Origin of the sequence: Dapis brunnea BLCC-M229 (genome assembly GCF_050015995.1) — a bacterium.
Taxonomy (GTDB): Bacteria; Cyanobacteriota; Cyanobacteriia; order Cyanobacteriales; family Microcoleaceae; genus Trichodesmium.
Genome location: NZ_JBNHEP010000049.1, coordinates 1 through 20,235, shown reverse-complemented (window position 1 = coordinate 20,235; position 20,235 = coordinate 1). Strand labels below are relative to the sequence as shown.

Here is a 20,235-nt window from a genome sequence, read left to right as displayed (position 1 = left end):
ATTGTCTTACCCAAATTCCATGGAAAATATCCAATCAGGTATGAGTCGCATAAAAATAGCGATCGCTAAACTATAGTTATCCTTTTTTAGTTGTAAATTTTTCTGTGAAATTTCGGTTGGAGTCAGGGAAATTTTATCCCTATTTATTCTAGCAAAACTTTGTCATTCTCAGATTTTGCCATTGGAGAAATTGAAAATATTCACTCAGGTATTAGTCAGATAAAAATAGCGATCGCTAAACTATAACCATAGCAAAGGGAAAACTTATTTATTTTTGATTTAGAGCATCCAAGAAATTAGGATCTTCAACAATTAACAATTAATAATTACCTCTCCCTAAAAGGGAAAGAATTGACTAAAAGGAAAAAAAGAATTTTTTTTCCCTTGAAAGGGTGCTTTTAACCTGAATTATTTAATTATTAATTATTCGATAAAGTTAAAGTTGACCAACTTCCATTGGTTTCTGTTTTGGTTTTCTTTCAAAGATAAATCTTGGCTTCAAAAATACCCTCAATAATAACCATAAAGATTTTAACTCACCTGGTGTTTCTAGCCGTTGCCATTGCCCAGGGCGACAGAATAATAATTCTATTAATTGTCGTTTTTCAGATAAGTTTACTTTCTCAAATCTTACTTTTATGCAGGGAAAATTTCCACTCATTTCTATATCCGTTATTTTCCCTACCAAACAAATTTTTTCCTCAAGAATTTTCAATTTAACTGGCAAATTTTTTCCTACTAAATTAGATGGCATTTTCTGATTAATCTCTATCTCAGCACCCAGCTCTGATATCTGTCTAGTAGTACCCCAAAGTATTTGGTTACCAATTTTTAACTTCACTACCCTTCGCAGATTAAACCATTCATATATATCTTGCTTTGGTACATCTATTAACGCTAATAATGCTACCCAAATCATCAATATATTATAAACACTCCAAAATAATCCCAAATTAAAACTTTCTATCTGTTCACCCACCTCCCAACTTGGATTTATATAATTGCCATACAAATTAAAGCCTAAACTTACACTATTTAGCACTAAAAATATGACCAAAGGCAAAGCCAAACTTATATTAAAATAGTAGCTATCGCTTTTAATTCCTTTTGGTGTAACTTTGAATCTTTTTGAAAACGGATTTAGAAAGGTGTTAATTATTGTTATTGCTTTAGGAAAAGCTAAAATAATATGATTCAAACCTGATAAAAGTAATGACTGGGAACGATAATTTAGCCAAGAAAATACAGTAAAACTTGCCAAATAATAAGGCAAAAAGAAATATAAGTATTCAGCAGCAGAAGCTTTAATTGGAATCACATCCAAAAAAATATAAGCTATTGGCATGAACAAAAAACCAACATAACTAATGCTAGTAAACCAACTAAAAAATGTTTCTAAATACGACAATCTTTGACTAAAACTTAACCCAGGAATTGTCAAAGGATTAGAATTAATAAAAAATCCTTGCAAAGTTCCCCTTGCCCATCTTAGTCTTTGAGTAGCATAAGAAGAAATATTTTCCGCAGCCAAACCAGCACTTAATTTTTCCTCTAAATAAACTGACTGATAACCTTTAGCTAATAAAAGAACTCCTGTAAAACAATCTTCACAAATTGATTCTGTCACAAACCCTCCTACTGACTCTAAAGCTTTGCGTCTGACTAAAAAAGAAGTTCCTGCACACAAAACTCCATTTGCACCATCTTTCATTGGTTGAATTTGTCGGTAAAATATTTCTTCTTCTGGAGTTAAGATATTTTCTAAACCTAAATTTTTAGAAATGGGGTCGATATTATAAAATGTTTGAGGAGTTTGTAATAAAGCAAGTTGTTCATTTTGGAAAAATCCTAAAGTCCGAGTTAAAAAGTTTTTTGTAGGAATAAAGTCAGCATCAAAAATAACAATAATTTCACCATTTGTTTTGGTAATAGCGTGGTTGAGATTTCCTGCTTTAGCATGAGGATTATCATATCTAGTTATATATTCACAGCCTAATTTTTTTGCTAAATATTTCACATTTCTTCGATTAGTATCATCTAGTAAATAAACTTTTTTATTCTCATATTCTAAAGCTTGGCATCCAATAATAGTACGTTCTAAAATAAACTCTGCTTCATCATAAGTAGGAATTAAAATATCTACAGATGGCTGAAAAGTTTTGTCTAAAACTGCCTGAGAAAAATAATCTGCTTCTTTTCGACGATTTTTAACTTTGAACATCAACAATAAACCTAGAACAAAACTACTTATTGTCAAAATTTCTAGACCTAATAACCCCAGACTAAATACACCATTTATTGGGTTACTTAGATTTAAAGTTGAGAGCGATCGCCAGGATAAATAACGAATAGTTAAACCCAATAAAATCCCCACTACCAAAACTCGCGACCAATTTTTGGGAGTAGGGGAAATTTTCATAATTCCTTGGGTTATTAAAAATAGTAAAATTGTCGGCAAAACTAAATATTTACTATTCTCTGTTGGCACTTGTACCGACATCGGCGGATTTTCTTGAAAGTAATGAATTTGAGTAAAAAATTCGTCTATCTGACCAATATCAGTAAACCAAGCAACCATAATAATTGTTAATAGTGTTACTCCTGCTATTAACAATAATGTTGCCAAACGTAATTTAACAAAAATCAGACTATTTATACGATTCCCTATAAATTTCTTGGCAATATTTAAAGTTGTCACCATAACTCGCCTATTTTAACTTAAACTTAATCAATAGAATATAAAGAATATTATCTTCTTAAACTTAGTTTAATGATAATTGATGCTGAGATTTTCCTGAGAATTGGTGACTTTGTAAGCAATTAAAAAACTTCATCTTCACCCTTAACTTAGGGCAGACAATATTCTTCCTAATTCAATTTTTTCTAGGCTCAAAATTAAGCAAAATTTACATGAAATGACAACCAACTATAGCAATATGATTTATAGCGGTTTTCACAAAGGTAGACTACAAAACTTCTTACTTCTTCCTTCTTACTTCTTCCTTCTTCCTTTAAACCCAAATCTCTGTACTCTATATTAATGAAAACTGTTATAAGTTGTGAGACATTGGATACTTTTAGGAAAAACTTAACTGGGAACAGGGAACAGAGAATAACAAAAAAATGAATAAATATGAATATGATAACTGCTATATTCTCTACTTTTAAAGAACACCTCAATTCTCACGTCTGATTCCTGATTACTATAATTATTCTAATAAAACTAGATAGTAATCCTAAATATAGCAATTATATTTCAGTTGTGAGATTTTAGTGGTAATTAGGAGTCAGGAGTCAGGAGTCAGGAGTCAGAATATAAAAGGATTTTGATTACTATTAACTGTTCTTAAATATCTCATAAATCATTCCTGATTGCTATAGGTTGCGGGTAATCAAAAAGTAAATAAAAAAACTGAAACTATTACCAGTTAAGTTTTCCCTGTTAAGTGTTCCCTAAAAAGCAGTAAGATTTTTGACACGAATATACAGGGGATTGCTATAGATAGTAATTCATTCAATACAGAATTTGGTTATATCTTTAGTTAATTTTTAATAGACAACCCAATTACTCATTATTATCCCCAAATTTTATCAAAAAAATTGGGTCTAAAACCCCGCCTTTTAAGGCGAAATGTTTTTGGAGAGTTGCTCTAATCCCCGTTACAAAAACAACTTCTGACTTCCCCTCCTGGGAGGGGTTAAGGGTGGGTTGACTTCTGACTTCTGACTTCGTTGAAACTCATCAGTTAATTCCAAGCATTCTTGCTTAACTTTCCTAAAGAATTCTTGCTGAAGCATTACAAAACTATTAAAACCTACCAAAATCCATTGAAGAATTGTTTCATAGTTAGCAGGAGAATACCTAATCACTAAATTGATTGCTTCTAATGCTTTTTGGAAATGTATCTGTTCTACTCCAGAATTAGAGTAAGAACCATGTATAACAATCCAACACCATCCTCCAATCTCATGTCCTTCAAAGTTGACTTTTCCATTACCACCCTTGAGATATTTATCAAAACCTATTTCTTTATTTTCATGTCTAACAATTCTATCAATTGTTGAGAATTCCCTATGAGCTAACATTTCAGAAGCTGCATGAAATCCTATTGCTTTAATCAAGCTTTCAAGATTGCCAGGTTGTCCTTGATAATTTTCTATAACTTGTTGATTTATCCAAACTAACCAATCGGGAATTGTAGCCAACTTATTTTGTATTTGAGGAGTAAGTTGAGCATATTCACCAATTTTCCTTAAACTAGCTTGTGACAACATACGATGGGTCAAGTTTTTGATATTGGGGTCGCCATGCTCATCAATTGCTGCTGTAAAAACTTTAGCTGCTATTTCCAACCCACGATCTGACTCGTCATCCACCTCATAATTGATATTTCTAAAAAGTTTTTTAGACAATCCAATTGAACTAGCTAATCTTGATACCAAAGAACCTTAATAGGTATCAAAACTAATATAACGTTGCATAAAAAGATATAAAGCTTTAGGACTTTTAGTCGTAACTTTAACTGCTTCTTCTATAACCCGATCGACCTCGATAAAATCTAAAAAAGTATTTAAACTTTCCGTAAATAAACAATCATCTTTGTCGATATTATCCCTCTTCAGCAATTGTAATTTTGCTATTTCTAGTCCTTATTTTTCTTTTGATAATTGGGAAAGTAGTACCCCAAATTAGTGTTGTAGTAATAAGCAGCAAGATACCCAGGATATGCAGATACTTCTTTAATTGAGATGTTACATCTAGATGATTTAGAGGTGCTTTAGCTGATTGAATTATGGATTCCATTGGTTTCAGGATTTATAAATGTCCTAACCTTAATATGTAACGCTATAGTATTTAACAGGACTTACGCATAACCACCACATATAGTAGGGGTAAACGGCCGTTCACACCTACAAATAGTGTATAATTTCATATGCGTGGCTTTAGTCCTGATTTAATTTATAAATCAGCTCTAAATTCTGCTAAAACTTCTATCAGCTCACTTTGACAGGACATTGGCAACAAGTTAATCAGAGAAACTTCTTGTCTACCCGCACCTAACTTAACAGGAATATTTTGCAGTATTTCCACAACTTGACCTTCAGAAGGTACTTCCTCAATCAGAATAGGATAAAACTTTTCTGCCAAAGTTAAATGTAGTTTCGCATCAGATAAATAGAGATGCCAACCAGCAATATCAATATAAACTTTATCCCCTATTTCTGCTGCTAAATTTTCAATTATTTGTGTTGTACTACCATTAGTCATTTCAGTTATCAGTTATCAGTTATCAGTTATCAGTTATCAGTTATCAGTACCTCCTACTAAAGTAGGAAGTTTGAAATACTAAATTTTCTTCTTTTGTTCCCTTTACAGGAGAGACTTGAGACCTGATTTTCTAGTCATAAGAAGAATAGTTAAACCTAAATTTTTTAACTAAATAATCAGTCTAATTATCTTATCCAGAATCCTTAGAAATGGTGGCATAATCTGCAAGAACAAAAATATATACCCCATGAATTAACAATAAAGAAACCCAACCACCTGTTACCCAGATAGCCCAAGGCCAAGTTGCTGCTGTAAGATTACGGAAAAACCATATGCCAGAATTACTAGCCGCAAAAATAGCTACATGAATAGCAAAATTCATTCGGTCATCCAACTTCCGGAACTCTGGGTCATTACGGTCAGGTTTGCGAGGCCAACGAGGAGGCATAATACTTTAAAAAAAATTTAATTACTGTTCAGTTTCTTTAATTATTGTAAAGCTAACTCAGCAATATTTATAGCGCTAGGGAATAGGGAATAGGGAATAGGGAATAGGGAACAGGGAACAGCAGACTAATAAAGGGTTTCAGGATTTAGAAATTTCCTAACCTTAATGCGTAGTGCTATATTTTCCCTACCTAAATTTTGTAGCGAAGAAAGAATTGGTCAGGATACAAGCTGATCATGAATCTTAACAACAGGAATATTTTTCCAACTGTTCTTTGTTCCCTACTTAGAAATATAATCCCCAGACTTCCCACCACTCTTACTCAAGAGACGAATTAACTCAATAGAAATAGACTTTTCCAAAGCCTTAGCCATATCATACAAAGTCAAAGCAGCCACAGAAACAGCAGTCAAAGCCTCCATTTCCACCCCTGTTTCCCCCTTAGTCTTCACCATTGCCCGAATCTGATATCCAGGCAATTGCGGATCGGGAATTAACTCCACATCTATCTTTTGTAACGGCAATGGATGACACAAAGGAATAAGTTGGGCAGTTTGCTTCGCTGCCATAATTCCCGCTAACTTAGCAGTACCCAAAACATCACCCTTTGGACTATTACCCGCTTGAATAGCCTCAAAAGTTTCCAGTAACATCCGTACTTGTCCAGCAGCCTCAGCTTGGCGCACAGTAGGCACTTTAGCAGATACATCAACCATTTGAACTGCTCCTTCAGAGTCCAAATGAGTTAAATTTTGCTCAAATTTAGAAAAATCCCTTGTCATTCTGTTAATTTGTGCTATAGTTAATTATTAGTGCGGAAGAAAAACTAATTCAAAAAAAGTTTCATCCAACGCCAGAAACAAAAAGGGCCTGTAGCTTAGTGGATAGAGTGCGTGGCTACGGACCATGAGGTCGGGGGTTCGAATCCCTCCAGGCCCGTATTAATGATTAACAGAATAAGTATCTTGCCCCTGACCAAAAGCAAATCTGATGGAATGGGGCAAGTCTTTGTTTGACAAAGTAATAAATATAGCTATTGCTATACAAGCAAGACAAGCATCAACAGCAAACATACCTCTATAACCCAGTTGTTCGGCAACAAGACCGAAAGTAGGTCCAGCTATAGCTAATCCTAAATCAAACCCACCAATACAAAGAGAGAAAAACTTACCTCTTTGATCTGGGGGACATCGGTCAGTAATCAAAGTAATCATCATTGGTAAAACTAAACCAGCAGAAGACCCCCCAAAAATAGCTGCTAGTAAAACCATGTTGCTAGTATTTGCAGTCCACAAGGTTAACATACCCAATAAGCTAAATACCAGACCCCCACTAATAAAAACGCCACGGCCAAACCTATCAGAAGCTCGCCCAGTAAAAATACGCATGATAAAACTAGCGATCGCCCTTACGGTATAAAAAAGTCCAGCATTCAGAGCAATATTACTTTCCTGAATATACAGTGGCAGAAAAGTAATAGTTGTACCAGATATTAAACCTACCATCGACATAACAAAAGCAGGAACCAAAACTCTACGACTCCCTAATATTTGCCAGAACTTTTGTTTCTCAAACTGATGGGAATGGGAATTTTTTTCTACTATTGAATGTGGTTCCCAAACTAGACAACTACATAATAAGCTCATCATTCCTAAAGTAGAACAAACCACAAATAAAGGCACATAGCCAGTAGCTGCTACTAAAAAACCACCTATTGCTGGCCCAATAGCCATACCTATTGGAGTACATAAACTCATATAACCAATTAATTCTCCCCGGCGACCAAGAGGAGACAAGTCAGCAACTAAAGCACTATAACCAATTGTAAATCCAGCAATACTAATACCATGAAAAGCACGAACTACCATTAACAAAAGAAAAGACTTGAGTAGTAAATAGCCGAGTGGGGCGATCGCTGCTACACTTGTGCCAACCATCAGAACCAACTTTCGACTCTTCCTATCAGCTAGTGGCCCTAAAACAAATCGTGATAGCAATAGCCCCACAGCAAAGCAACCTATAACAAAACCAATTTGTTGTTTTGTGCCTCCAATATGATCTAGGTAAAGAGGTAAAGTAGGCAGCAAGGTAGTTATACCTGACCAAAATAATAAGCCAGCCAAGAATAAAATCATTAGACTGCGCTGCTGCTGAGGGTCAAGTGTTCGGAATACTTTCACAATTCAGTCACCCTAAGTAAATTGTATTCCTATATTTTGTAACAAATTGTTAAAATTTGCCTGATTCTGGTTAAAAGGGATCAGAGAGTAGGGGGGTAGGGGAGAAGTAAAAACAAGAATAATTAATACACTACTAGCTAGTAATTATCAAAAAAGTTATTTACTGGTTGTTAATTACTTAATAACTGAAGTGTCGCCTAAGTATAGCATTACTTTTGGTAATTGGTATTACGCATTAAAGATGGAACTATACACAATTTGTAGGGTTTAACGGCCGTTAACCGTTAAACCCTAACATATATAATGGTTATGTGTAAGTCCTGAAATAATAAAAACTGATGACAATAACTTAACTTCCTACTTCTTCCTTCGTTATTAACTTCCTACTTCCTACTTCCTACTTCTTCCTTCTTCTTACTTCCTACTTTCTACGTTATTAAGTTCTTACTTCCTACTTCTTCCTTCTTCCTTCTTCCTTCTTTGTTCCAACCAAGCTAAACCAGCAGCAAAAGTTTCAGCTAAAACACTAATCAAGCGATAAAAAGCAACAGCACTTAACACAATACCAGGAGAAAATTTCTGCTCTAGTAAAGCTAAAGCAGTTGCTTCAAATACCCCAACACCTCCAGGCGCTCCTGGCACAACTAAACCTAATAACCAGGCTAAACTAAACGCACTAAATATAAAAAAAACGTGATTCAATTCAATGGAATTGAAAGCTAATATAGTCAATAAAAATCCTGAACCTCGAATCAATACAAAACAAATTTCTCCCACAAAAGGCTTGATGGGATAGCGCTCTAATTTTAATTGAGTAGCTGCCTCTGAATCAGATTTTTTAACTTTTAATTTAATTTTAACTAAATATTTAATTACTGGATTTAAAATTCGTGGATGAACACTAAAAATAACTATGCAAAAACAAATAACTTGCAAAAATAAACTTTCTTGAGTGGAACCAAATAAAGCGATCGCTAAAGCTGCCGCAGCCATTAAAAGTGGTTCTATTAACACACTTAAAATGGCAATTTCATCAGGTATTCCTACTTTTCTTGTTGCATTAATTCGACTATAGAAATGCCAAATATTTCCAGGCAAATACTTAGCAATATTTGTCACAAGATATACTCTAATTGCCCACCGTAAATTAACTCTTTGATGAAACTCTTTAAGAATCCAAAACCAGACCACTCCCGACCAGACATGAGCCATTGTTGTGATGATAAAAGCAATTCCTAAACTTACCCACCCAGAATCACTAATCCTAATTTCTAGCACTTGTTCCCAGTTGTCTTTGAGAGTTTTAGCTAGAAAAAATAGAGTTAATCCTAAAATAACCCATCGTAGATAAGGTTTAATGGCCGACAAAACTTTTTTCATAAAGTACAAAACTGACTAGGTTTATAACTGCTAACTCTTTGCCTTTCCCCTCTAAATTGTGTAAGTATTCAGCCATCAGCTATTGCTTTTAGAGGAAGTAAAAGTAATTGATAAATTGAGCTAAAATTAAAACTTTATTCTCAAAGCTTATGCATAAGTGCTCATAACTGAATCCTTACAAAGTTTATTTGTTTGTTTTCCAGACATTAACATCCTAGTAGTCATTTTTATCCAACTTAGGAATCAGCAATAATATATTTGCATTACCAATAATTTCCTGTGATTCAATTGTAAATTGCTCTGCAAATACAGATTTAAAAATGTTCATATCTCCTCCATAATAGATAAACCATATACGTGAGTATGTAGGAGGTAAACTTTCAACCCAATTTTTTAAATCGGCTTGAAGATTTGATTTATCTATTTCTTTCCTATTCTTGAAATATATAGGTGCAGAACCTTGATAATAGTAAGTTAAAGTAAAAGGAGTGCCATGAATTGTAGAGTACCGGATAGATAACAAAATTTATTTTTTGTGATGACTTATCCAGACTCCTCCCGACCATACATAAGCCATAATTGTCACAATAAAAGCGATCGCTAGATAAGGTAACCTAATACTTCTAAAGTCAAATTGCCCAAAACCCCTTTCATGTTGTCTGTTGCCTTATGATAAGACCATTTTTAACCTCAACCTACTTAGTATTTCCATAACTCCTAACTACTCTTGCTGCACTCCGAAATTGTTGATAGTATCTTTGACTAACTTCATCCCCCTCCTCAGACAATACATCAATTCCAATACCATTACGACCCTGACTTTTTCCAGAACTATGAATATAACGTCCTTCTCCCAGGTATAATCCTACATGATCTGCTATTTCACCAGTGCCAAAAAACACCAAGTCTCCGACTATAAGTTGATCGTTTAATTCATATTTGTCTAGGGAAATTTTTTGACAAAAAGCTTCCTGTTGATCAGCATCTCTGGGTATCCAGATACCAACAGAAACAAAAGCAGCTTGAATTAGACCAGAACAATCATAGTTAGGCCCTACTGTCCCTCCCCAAAGATAATAATTAGGAGTATTCATAGCTTTATAGGTAAAAGCAATTACTTCTGGTAACTTATCTCTAATTTCAGCATCATTAAAAATGTGAGGTTCGTAAACAGTTGATGCAGGTTGAATCTTGTCAAAGTCTTTATTTAGTAACCACCCAGGATAGTCATCCTCTAGAAGTTTTACCATAATTGCATTGGGAGATTTTTCCTGAGACTGAATGATTTGTAAATGTCGTCCACTTGCTGCTTGAGTTGCCAAAGAATCACATTTATCAGACTCATAAATATTTATATTAGCCTGACATTGGTACTCAATAGTATTAAATAATTTATAATTAGTCACTAATGGAAATTTAGATATAGTCATTTTAAATAATAATGGAATACAGAGAAACTTTTCAGCCCTTTCAATCAAGTATTCCAGACTTAATTAAAAATACGATAGCAATCATATTTGGGTTCTTGAGAAAATATCCAGACAAAAGGAAAAAAGGGTAATAGTTCCAAATTTTGTATATATAAATTTGTGATTTTTTTACATAATATTTAGGACTGCTAGAAATATAAATTACCACTTTTTATTAAAATCAGTATTCCTTAAAACATCCCTGATTTAAAATCACAGGAGAATAATTAGCTAAAAATAATTCTCTCGTCCGAGAGATAAAAAAAAATATATATAAACTAACCCTTGATTTCGTATATTATTAGGTAAACATTTTTTCCTTTTTCCGAATATTATCTAATTCTTCACTATTAACTTTCCTTTTCTATATGACCTTCTTTGATAAAGATGAACAGTTAAATATCCTGGGTAAAGACATTATAGAAGCAACCAAGTTAGAATTTTCAGAACTAACTTGTGAGCAAATTGCCATAACTTGGTTAGTTTACCATTCACCAAGAGCCATAAATCTTAAGAATGCCACAGAATTTTGGCAAAAGCAAGTGCGTGGTTGGAGCGATCGCGGTGATGAGCGGATATATTCTGGAAGAATAGTCCATTTATTCTATCTTGTAGCTATTTATGAGTGGCTAGAGAAAGGAATGGTCAAAACTTCACCAGAGTTAGAAAGAGCAATTCGAGATATGATCCTTTCTTCAAATCACGATGCCACTGGTCTAGTTGTGGATGTTTTAACCGGAACTACCAGTGGACCTGAATTATCACCTGGACCTTTTCAAACTTGGAAATATCAACGTAATTTTGTCAACCGTTATTTTCAATCTCTCAAGTGGCCTGAATTAAAATCCATTAATGTGAATCAAAAAACATGGTTTCATGGGCCTTATGGCCGAGAACGGATTTTTCAAGGACTATTGATGGAAAATCGGAATATACTCACAACTAATGCTACAGCTCGTTTATTACATAGTATTGTTGGTGGGATTGCAGTATCCCGTCAAGCTTCAGAGAAAATGATGAATTTGTTAAAGAAAAATCCTAGCCAAGAAGATGCAAAAGATGTAACTAAAGGCCAAGCTATAGGGTTCTTAGATGAGAGCCTTCCTCAAAATGCTTATGTATGGTCTATGGGAACTGTAGATACTTATGCACGTCACAATTTTGCTTATATAGAGTTACCAAATCTTCAGCCATATCTCTTAGTTGTATTTACAGAGGGCAAAGAGATTAGTAGGAATCAGAGAATATTACCTTATATTTCCCAAAAGTTTGTGGAGGCAATGAAAAAATTGTGAGCAAAACACTTAAGTTTCAGCGCTCTATATAACCCATTTGGTATCTTCCTAAACATTAAGTTTTTTAGGGCTAAGGAGTAAGAAGTCAGGAGGTGTGGAGCTGGAAAAATTTTGGTTTAGTAATAGGGAAAGTTAAATAGGGGTTATATAGAATCGGGTTATATAATATATGTTGATAATTCTATAATTACTTCAATCCCCCCATCTCCGAATCTCCGAATCTCCCCATCTCCGAATCTCCCCATCTCCCCCAACAATATAATAAGTATTCAACCGGATTTGATATTAAATCTGCCAAAATCTTGGCATCACAAGATACCACTCTTAAAGGGTGGGGTTAAAAATTGATCAGCGTTGGACACTGAAACATGAGTTATGTTTAGCTGAAAGCTATTTGGGAAGGAAGCATTTCCTGGGTCATGCTGAAAGCTAATAGCTAGTTAATTTACCTATTTAATTCTACGGAGAGGGAGGGATTCGAACCCTCGGTACGGGGTTCTCCCGTACAACTCATTAGCAGTGAGCCGCTTTCGACCACTCAGCCACCTCTCCTTGGGTAACAGATAATTATTATAACAGATGTTTTTTGTTATGGCAAGAGTATTTTCAAATTATTTTCATTCTTACAGCGCTTTCCACTGTATATGAGGTACACCCATCGCGGGCAAGATGTCCGCACTACAATATTTTCATCATTTACCTTGTACATCATTTGCCCGAAATATGCTGTAATTTTCAAGTGGAGCAGTTAGGACTTAGGAGTCTTTATTCAGAATAGTTTTGGGAAATTTACTTGCTGAAATTACATTAGGTTTAATTTTACCTAACTACTTATTTGAATCAGGTTTTCCCAACTATCACAAAAAGTCCCCCTAAAAGGGGGAGGCTTTAAACCCTTTTTTTCAGTAAAAATATCACTTGAAAAAATTAAGCAACATTGTTATGGTTAACTATTTGATTAAATATTTAGTATCCAGTTAAAGTTAACCATAATAAATACAAATTTACAATCTAAAAAATATTGTATTGGACGGAGTAAATTTAAAATTGGTTCCCAGAAAAATTTAGATGAATCCGTAAATTGGGGAATTGACAATCAATAAGACTATGATAGACTTTAAAATGTTCATATTTATTGTTCAAAGAATATTATCAAAAACTCCTGAAAGTTTTTCAACCACTATATTTATTAATGTGGTGGAAGCAAAACCCTAAGGTGGTTTTTAAACTGTAGTCAAATATGCTCTAATTTGTATAAAGACAAAGACCTTTAACAACATGGTGAAAACCTGATAGGTTTGGGATATTTCAGTTAAATGGTAATTAATTGAAAAAGTTAATTCGGTGTAATGGACTCTGTTATTAGCCCATCCCTTAGCAGGTTGTTATTTAAATTGACTGAATCGACTAATACTAAAAAGTAGCCTCAATAGTCTTGGACTTGAGAGAGTAGTGACAATTAACACTGCCTAAAGGAGTTGCAAATTTATTGGTGCTAGGGTAGAGGAAAATTATAATCAAGGTTTTAACCTGATTAGCATATCCTCTAAATAATCTACTCGAATTTATCCAGTAGATCATCAAATATCGTCTTAAAGATGCAAAAGTATGCTAAACAGTACATGACTTAGAACTTTCTAAAAAATGTATCTGTTGCAGCATAAAACTTCCTGTCCTAACTCCCTGAAAGAGGAATTATCTAATCAGGTAAGAGTTTTTAACTGTTGTCTATAATCTGGAATTATCTATAATAATCTCGGCGTAGCTGAATCAAGGTATGAAAATAAAAATTGAATAATCTTAAGTATTTGTTATTCAATAATTTAGCAATTGCCAATAAATACAAATCATACCCACACATCAGCAACGCCATAATCTCTAATTATCTATTTCATGCTACTAGGATTCAAAACTGAGTTACACCCAAATAATCAGCAAAAAACCTTACTAGCTAAACACGCTGGTGTAGTCCTTCATGCTTATAATTGGGGATTATGGCTAACCATAAATATCTTGAATCATAACCAGCATAATCCTGATATAGCAATCCTAAATCATTCGTGAACAGTAATCGGCTTGAAACTTAGATACAGCAAGAATATTTCTGGATAAATTTTACAAATCAGATAGGATTGCTATAGTCAACTTAAATTTCCTATTGCTATTGATTTACATAAGCTTTTGGGAGCAATGGTTAAGCCTAATAACTCTTGGTATTATGAAGTGTCTAAGTGCATTCCTCAATATGCTTTGAGGTATTTATCAGAAGCTTGGAAACAATGTTTTTCGCTCATTTCAAGTCAGCCTAAATTCAAGAAAAAAGGTAGAGATGATAGCTTCACTTTGATGGTTCAATACCCACCCCCATCCCCTCCTGGGAGGGGAGCTAGAGGGGTGGGTCAGATAAAACTACCTCGAATTGGTTGGGTAAAAAAAATTGAAATATTGCCAGATAATGTTACCCCTAAGTCTGTAACTATTAGCAGAAAAGCTGGCTGTTGGTTCATTAGTTTCAAGATAGAAACAGAACCATCTAATACTGATAAGTCAGTAGATGTAGTTGGTGTAGATTTAGGTGTAAAATCTGTAGCTACCCTATCTACTGGTGAAGTATTTGAAGGAGCTAAATCTTACCGAAAGTTTGAAGCTAAACTCTCTCGGTTGCAATATTTAAACCGACATAAAACTAAGTTCTCTAACAACTGGAAAAAGGCTCAACTTAAGATAGCCAAACTACATAGCAAAATAGCCAATATCAGAAAGGATACATTACATAAATTAACTACTTATTTGGCACTTAATCACAACCCACCCCAATCCCCTCCTGGGAGGGGAGCAAGAGGGGTGGGTGCCGATATGGGTTTTTATCAGTTCCGTAGAAAGCTAGAGTACAAGTGTAAGTTATATGGTTGTGAGCTAATCATTGTTGATAAATGGTTCCCTGGTTCCAAGACTTGCTCTAGCTGTGGAAATGTGAAACAGTATATGTCTTTATCGGAGCTTGTATTTCAATGCGAATACTGCAATTTCATTTGGGTGTGAGACTTAAGTGCTAGCTTGAATCTAGCTATGGCGGTCTAGGAGATCCGTCGTATTGGCGACGTATCGATCATGACAGCTTGTGGACTGGATAAGGCCGACGTTTCCAGTGGAATAGGGAATAGAACAGATAATTGTAGATTTTACAGATTATTGTAGGCTTCTAAGAACGTTTGAATAAAAGGGAACAATCATTATACTTGTAATGTCCTAAGTTTACAAGGGTTAATTTTTCCCTATAAACGAAGATATAAATGAACAAAAAGGCCATCTATACAGAATCTAAAAATTAGCTCTTTGAGCAAATTACAGATAAATTAGCAATAGTAAATTCTAAAAAACGAGGTAAGTAAGTGACTGAAGTAGTAATACCAAACCCAACTACACCATCAGTAGATGTACCTAACCCGGATGTCAATGATGGGGGACGTGTCCGAGTCGGAACTCCAGGAGAAGATCGTCTTGCAGGAACAAGTGGTTCTGATAATATTTCAGCTTTGTCTAGTGATGACTTCGCGTCAGCAGGTCCTGGTGATGATGTAGTTGTATTAGGTGAAGGTTCTGATACTGCAATTGGTGGTACTGGCAACGACTCCATCCAAGGTAACCGAGGAGATGACTCCATATTAGGAGGTGCAGGAGATGATTGTCTCAGAGGTGGTAGAGATAATGATACTGTAGACGGTGGCGAAGGCAACGATATTCTCTTCGGCGATCGCGGAGATGACATAGTAAGTGGTGGAGAGGGAGATGACTTAGTAATAGGTAATTCAGGTCTTGATTTCCTAGAGGGTAATGCAGGTAGTGATACTCTTCAAGGAGGTAAAGGTACTGATAGTCTAGATGGTGGTATAGGGGATGACTTCCTATCAGGAGAAAGAGGAGATGATGTTTTAACAGGTGGCGCTGGAGCTGATGATTTCTTCTTTTTCTATAGTGCAGATGGTAGTTATGGAGTTGACACCCTGACAGACTTTAATAGGGATGAAGGAGATAGGATAGTTCTAGCTGCTAACCCCCTAATTCCAGAGGATGCAAGATTTAACGCTTTAACAGGTACACCTAGTGGCGATCCAGTGGCAGCTAACCAGTTTGACGTAATTGAGAACTTTAACCCTGCAACTGATGGAATAAGTCCAGCAGTAATTATCTATGACCCTACAAATGGTTTAGTCTACTACAACCCAACACCTACTATTGGTGATGAAAATCAATTTGCTCGGGTTGATAATACTGTATATGATGCTGATAACCCATTACAAAATACTGACTTTGAAATCTTCTAAGTCTAGTTATTAATAAATCTGGTTTTAAATATGGGTATAACCCAAGAATGAAGAGACTGAGTCCCTCCTAACTTTAGGGGGGAATTTTATTTTCGTTTTATATAGTAGGAGCGGCTTATAGTTAACTTAATGAGGCCAAACATTTAATCAGATGAACCGCCCCACCGCTCTACAAATTTTGCAGTGGAGTGACACAACTAATACCATTTCTCAAAAACTTTTCTATACTTTTTTGAGTATGGGAGTAGGGGAGGTAGGGACGTTTCATGCAACGTCTGTACAACATAAGAATAATTAACATTAACTTGGCTAAAATTGGCAAAAAGGTAATTATGCCTCTGTTAAGTAGTTAATAACTGAAGTGTTACCCAAGCATAGCATTACTTTTGGGAATTGGTATAAAATGGTCAGGACTTACGCAAAGCTACTATAGCAATTCCCATATTCGTGAGGTACAAAATTCTTTGGTTTTAGGGAACAGGGAACAGGGAACAGGGAACAGGGGAAAGGAAATAGGGGAAAGGAAATAGGGAACAGGGGAAAGGAAATAGGAAGTAGGGAGTAGGGAACGGGGGAAAGGAAATAGGGAACGGGGGAAAGGAAATAGGAAGTAGGGAGTAGTAATTCTCGTTCCGTAGGAATAGATAAAAATGTTATGACATAATAATTTTATGCTAGTAGCAGAGAAAAATTTCATTGATAGCTAAGGATGAAAATAGAAAAACATCTCAGATTAGCAAGATCATACTTGAGTGAAGGTAAATTAAGTCAAGCAATAGCAACCTGTAAACAAATTTTAGAAATACAACCAAACTCTGCTGATGCTTACAGAATATTAGGGGAAAGTTACGAAGCAGAAGATAATTTTGATGAAGCTATGTCTGCTTATACAAAAGCTTTGGAGATTAAGCCAGAATATGCAGAAGTTCATGCTTTTCTTGGTCAGTTGTATAGTCATAAAAGGTGGTTTGCTGAAGCAGTTAATCAATATGAAAAAGCAATTGATTTAGGAATAAAATGGCCGGAGGTATATTATAATTTAGGTAATATAAAGCATCAATATGGAGATTTGGGAGGTGCGATTAATTGCTATGAAACAGCGATTATTCTGAAACCGAATTATCTGAAGGCTTATTTAAGCTTGGGTATAGTTTTAGAGTTGCAAAGAAATTATCAAGCAGCAGTTGATGTTTATAGAGAGTTAATAAGATTAAAGCCAGATTTTGTAGAAGCATATAATAATTTAGGTGGCGTTTTAGCCGATATGAATCGAACAGAAGAGGCGATTAAAGTTTATAAAGAGGCGGTGGTATTAAAACCTGATTCACCAAATTTATATAATAATCTTGGTTTTACTTTATTAAAGAAAAATCCTCTAGAGGCGATCGCTGCTTATTATCGTGCTATAGAATTAAAACCTAATTTGATCAAAGCGCATTATAACTTAGGCAAAGCATTACAAATTATTGGGGAGCATGAATCGGCGGTAAAATATTTTCAAGAGGTTATTAGACTGAAGGGAGAAAAAGATAATGTATTAGTCTATAGTGACTGTGCTTTTTCTTTGATGACTATAGGTAAGTTGAATGAGGCTTTTGTTTGTTTGCAAAAGATGATTTATAATAATCATTTTTTTGATAAGTATTGTCTGTTATTGGAGGCTAGGTTAAAGAGTGTTGAAAGTAGAAATTTAGATGAATTGTATTTGACTAAAGTGGCTGGGTTGAATTTTTTCAAGGAGCTGCTTAAGTTAGAAAATTCTTCGGAAACTTCTCAGCAGCAGTATCAGAAAATATCTCAATATTTGCTAAAATATTATCTTCATTTTGGCAATGTATTGATGGAAATTGGGTCTTATGAAACTGCTGAATATTTTTATCAAAGGGCGTTACAAATTCAACCAAGTTCGGCAGATGTTTATTGGTTATTAGGGAATAGTCTTGTTAAACAAAAACGGTTAAATTCAGCAATTATTAGTTATCAAATAGCTCTGCAAATTTTACTGACTGAAAATAGAATTGATCAGACGACAAAGATTTACTTTGAGTTGGGTAAGGTTCTGGAAAAACAGCAGAGATGGCAGGAGGCAATAGATGATTACAGTAAAGTTTTATCGGCAAAAGTACAATTAGCTCCAAATATATTAAATAATGATTTTCTGCCCTATCAAAAATTAGAAGGATTATATTTATCTACAAAAGATTGGTTGCAGAAATTAGATGGCAAGAATTATCACAAACGATATAAAGAAGTAAGATTAGAAAAATTAGCAACAGAATGTAGAGAAGAATCTGTAAAATTTCCTATTAAGGTAAATTTTGAAAATAGGAAGAAAGATTTAGATTGTCAAGGGTTAAATTGTAGTGGATGTTTAAAGCAAATCTATGAATGGTTTAACCCGAAGTCTCTTGCTCAAGGGGTATATAGTCTTAGCGTTCAGGATGAGTTTAGTCAAGATATTGATTTGCTGACTCAGGAAAGATACTCTTTAATTCCCCTTCAACAAGAGGAAACTAAATCTTTAACTCCCCAGGAAAGATCCCCCCTAACCCCCCTTTTGAAGGGGGGAAGTAAATCTCTAACGTCTGTAAGTAAGGAGGGAAACATACTTTCCTTGACAAAAGATAGAAAAAATTATAAACCAGGATTTTACTACTTTCAGAAACTTTCCCAGAGTTCTACCTTCGTAACTATAGTACAGTCGGGAAAAGCTTGGATAATGCCCAAGAAAAATTACTGGAGACTATGTTACGGCATTGCTATTATGACTCCAGATAACTATTTATTGGCAGATTTGTCTAGAGAGTATCCATCTCCATTACCAGGATGCACAAAACATGACCCAAGTCAACATCAGATATTTGACCTAGAAGAACTACCCCCCCTAGAGAAAATTAATGGTAAGGTAGCAGTATTATCGGTATTGTCAGGAAATGTCTATTTTCATTGGATGGTAGACCTGCTGCCTAGAATAGAGATATTACGTCAGGGCATAAATTTAGAAGAGATAGATTGGTTTGTAATTAATGACCATCAACAACCTTTTCAACGGGAAACATTAAAAAGTCTTGGTGTTAGAGAAGAGAAAATTTTAGCAAGCGATCGCCATCCTCATATTCAAGCAAAAGAATTAATCGTCCCTTCATATCCTAGTTATCTGGGATGGTTACAACCGTGGGGATTAAAATTTCTCAGAGAAGAATTTCTCAAAGATATAAATATTAATAGGTCAGAGTTATCAGAAAGAATATATGTAGGCAGGAGTAATGCTAGGTATCGCCGGGTAATGAACGAAGAAGAGGTAGTAAATATATTATGCCAGTTTGGTTTTACCTATGTTACTCCAGAGTCAATGTCTCTAGAAAATCAGATTGTCACTTTTGCCAATGCCAAGATTATAATCGCTCCTCATGGAAGTGGTCTAACAAATATAGTATTCTCTAACCCAGGGACAAAAGTTATTGAACTTTTCTCACCCCACTATCTCAGATACTATTATTGGCATATTAGCCGATTATTAGGATTGGAACATTACTTTCTAATTGGTGAAACATTTAGTTGTTATCCGATTAGAAATATAATGTATGAAAGTTCCCTAGTGGAAGATATTTTGGTGAATTTAGATTCACTGAATCAAATGCTCAAAGTTGTAGGTCTTGTATAACATTATTCCTCTTAAGAAAAAGGAAATAGGGGAGTTTCATTAATTGATAATGGATAATGAATAATGGATAATTACTTCTCCCTTTTAGGGAGAGAAAAATCAAGAGGATGAGAAACTCAGAAAATCTTGCCAGAAAAATTAAGTAAAATCTTGGCTTGACTACTTCTGGTTTATTCCGAGGAGAGAAAAATCAAGAGGATGAGAA

At 34.7% G+C, this 20,235-nt stretch carries 15 protein-coding genes and 2 tRNA genes; 6 read left to right on the top strand and 11 right to left on the bottom strand.

What is annotated here, in order from left to right:
• Positions 1 to 436 precede the first annotated feature (436 nt).
• The 6 genes from ACP6PM_RS05285 to moaC all read right to left on the bottom strand — a co-directional run bounded on the left by ACP6PM_RS05285 (position 437) and on the right by moaC (position 6,499).
• Positions 437 to 2,701: a glycosyltransferase gene (locus ACP6PM_RS05285; RefSeq protein ID WP_426582502.1), complete on the bottom strand. Its 2,265-nt coding sequence runs from the start codon at positions 2,699 to 2,701 to the stop codon at positions 437 to 439.
• A gap of 959 nt (positions 2,702 to 3,660) precedes the next feature.
• Positions 3,661 to 4,413, bottom strand: coding sequence for a hypothetical protein (locus tag ACP6PM_RS05280; protein ID WP_426582500.1), 753 nt, complete (start codon positions 4,411 to 4,413; stop codon positions 3,661 to 3,663).
• A 36-nt stretch (positions 4,414 to 4,449) separates the two neighbouring features.
• Positions 4,450 to 4,626: a hypothetical protein gene (locus ACP6PM_RS05275; protein WP_426582498.1), complete on the bottom strand. Its 177-nt coding sequence runs from the start codon at positions 4,624 to 4,626 to the stop codon at positions 4,450 to 4,452.
• Between the two features lie 334 nt (positions 4,627 to 4,960).
• Entirely contained in the window at positions 4,961 to 5,269 is a 309-nt protein-coding gene (locus tag ACP6PM_RS05270; RefSeq protein ID WP_426582496.1) for a DUF3181 family protein, read from the bottom strand.
• Positions 5,270 to 5,459: 190 nt separating this feature from the next.
• Positions 5,460 to 5,717, bottom strand: coding sequence for a 2TM domain-containing protein (locus tag ACP6PM_RS05265; RefSeq protein WP_426582494.1), 258 nt, complete (start codon positions 5,715 to 5,717; stop codon positions 5,460 to 5,462).
• A 281-nt stretch (positions 5,718 to 5,998) separates the two neighbouring features.
• Positions 5,999 to 6,499 carry a cyclic pyranopterin monophosphate synthase MoaC gene (moaC, locus tag ACP6PM_RS05260; RefSeq protein ID WP_426582492.1) on the bottom strand — a complete coding sequence of 167 codons (501 nt, stop codon included), beginning with the start codon at positions 6,497 to 6,499 and terminating at the stop codon, positions 5,999 to 6,001.
• A gap of 84 nt (positions 6,500 to 6,583) precedes the next feature.
• Here moaC and ACP6PM_RS05255 point away from each other — a divergent pair.
• Positions 6,584 to 6,656 (top strand) — tRNA-Arg (locus ACP6PM_RS05255).
• A gap of 2 nt (positions 6,657 to 6,658) precedes the next feature.
• On the opposite strand, the gene ACP6PM_RS05250 is transcribed toward ACP6PM_RS05255, so the two are convergent.
• The 4 genes from ACP6PM_RS05250 to ACP6PM_RS05235 all read right to left on the bottom strand — a co-directional run bounded on the left by ACP6PM_RS05250 (position 6,659) and on the right by ACP6PM_RS05235 (position 10,707).
• The gene (locus tag ACP6PM_RS05250) at positions 6,659 to 7,897 is read right to left on the bottom strand and encodes an MFS transporter (protein ID WP_426582490.1); all 1,239 of its coding nucleotides are present in this window, start codon (positions 7,895 to 7,897) and stop codon (positions 6,659 to 6,661) included.
• Positions 7,898 to 8,341: 444 nt separating this feature from the next.
• Positions 8,342 to 9,277 (bottom strand): UPF0104 family protein, encoded by a 936-nt coding sequence (locus tag ACP6PM_RS05245; protein WP_426582488.1) that lies wholly within the window; start codon positions 9,275 to 9,277, stop codon positions 8,342 to 8,344.
• A 214-nt stretch (positions 9,278 to 9,491) separates the two neighbouring features.
• Positions 9,492 to 9,800, bottom strand: a complete 309-nt coding sequence (locus tag ACP6PM_RS05240; protein WP_426582487.1) for a hypothetical protein — start codon at positions 9,798 to 9,800, stop codon at positions 9,492 to 9,494.
• Between the two features lie 172 nt (positions 9,801 to 9,972).
• On the bottom strand, positions 9,973 to 10,707 hold the full coding sequence (locus tag ACP6PM_RS05235) for a C40 family peptidase (RefSeq protein ID WP_426582485.1): 735 nt from the start codon (positions 10,705 to 10,707) through the stop codon (positions 9,973 to 9,975).
• Between the two features lie 407 nt (positions 10,708 to 11,114).
• Between ACP6PM_RS05235 and ACP6PM_RS05230 the strand changes: the two genes are divergently transcribed.
• The gene (locus ACP6PM_RS05230; RefSeq protein WP_426582483.1) at positions 11,115 to 12,041 is read left to right on the top strand and encodes a serine hydrolase; all 927 of its coding nucleotides are present in this window, start codon (positions 11,115 to 11,117) and stop codon (positions 12,039 to 12,041) included.
• 462 nt (positions 12,042 to 12,503) lie between these two features.
• On the opposite strand, the gene ACP6PM_RS05225 is transcribed toward ACP6PM_RS05230, so the two are convergent.
• Positions 12,504 to 12,593 (bottom strand) — tRNA-Ser (locus ACP6PM_RS05225).
• Between the two features lie 1,341 nt (positions 12,594 to 13,934).
• On the opposite strand from ACP6PM_RS05225, the gene ACP6PM_RS05220 reads away from it, so the two are divergent.
• The 4 genes from ACP6PM_RS05220 (at position 13,935) to ACP6PM_RS05205 (ending at position 20,030) form a co-directional block, all read left to right on the top strand.
• A complete protein-coding gene (locus ACP6PM_RS05220) occupies positions 13,935 to 14,105 on the top strand; it encodes a helix-turn-helix domain-containing protein (protein ID WP_426582481.1) in 171 nt (56 codons plus the stop codon).
• Positions 14,106 to 14,231: 126 nt separating this feature from the next.
• Positions 14,232 to 15,083 (top strand): RNA-guided endonuclease InsQ/TnpB family protein, encoded by an 852-nt coding sequence (locus ACP6PM_RS05215; protein ID WP_426582479.1) that lies wholly within the window; start codon positions 14,232 to 14,234, stop codon positions 15,081 to 15,083.
• 350 nt (positions 15,084 to 15,433) lie between these two features.
• Positions 15,434 to 16,366, top strand: a complete 933-nt coding sequence (locus ACP6PM_RS05210; protein ID WP_426582477.1) for a calcium-binding protein — start codon at positions 15,434 to 15,436, stop codon at positions 16,364 to 16,366.
• Between the two features lie 709 nt (positions 16,367 to 17,075).
• Entirely contained in the window at positions 17,076 to 20,030 is a 2,955-nt protein-coding gene (locus ACP6PM_RS05205; RefSeq protein WP_426582475.1) for a tetratricopeptide repeat protein, read from the top strand.
• Positions 20,031 to 20,235 lie beyond the last annotated feature (205 nt).

Excerpts from the sequence above, each read along its gene's own strand:
- ACP6PM_RS05245 (WP_426582488.1), bottom strand. The coding sequence starts at position 9,277 with ATGAAAAAAGTTTTGTCGGCCATTAAACCTTATCTACGATGGGTTATT.
- moaC (WP_426582492.1), bottom strand. The coding sequence starts at position 6,499 with ATGACAAGGGATTTTTCTAAATTTGAGCAAAATTTAACTCATTTGGAC.
- ACP6PM_RS05230 (WP_426582483.1), top strand. The coding sequence starts at position 11,115 with ATGACCTTCTTTGATAAAGATGAACAGTTAAATATCCTGGGTAAAGAC.
- ACP6PM_RS05220 (WP_426582481.1), top strand. The coding sequence starts at position 13,935 with ATGCTACTAGGATTCAAAACTGAGTTACACCCAAATAATCAGCAAAAA.
- ACP6PM_RS05265 (WP_426582494.1), bottom strand. The coding sequence starts at position 5,717 with ATGCCTCCTCGTTGGCCTCGCAAACCTGACCGTAATGACCCAGAGTTC.
- ACP6PM_RS05270 (WP_426582496.1), bottom strand. The coding sequence starts at position 5,269 with ATGACTAATGGTAGTACAACACAAATAATTGAAAATTTAGCAGCAGAA.
- ACP6PM_RS05205 (WP_426582475.1), top strand. The coding sequence starts at position 17,076 with ATGAAAATAGAAAAACATCTCAGATTAGCAAGATCATACTTGAGTGAA.
- ACP6PM_RS05285 (WP_426582502.1), bottom strand. The coding sequence starts at position 2,701 with ATGGTGACAACTTTAAATATTGCCAAGAAATTTATAGGGAATCGTATA.
- ACP6PM_RS05235 (WP_426582485.1), bottom strand. The coding sequence starts at position 10,707 with ATGACTATATCTAAATTTCCATTAGTGACTAATTATAAATTATTTAAT.
- ACP6PM_RS05215 (WP_426582479.1), top strand. The coding sequence starts at position 14,232 with ATGGTTAAGCCTAATAACTCTTGGTATTATGAAGTGTCTAAGTGCATT.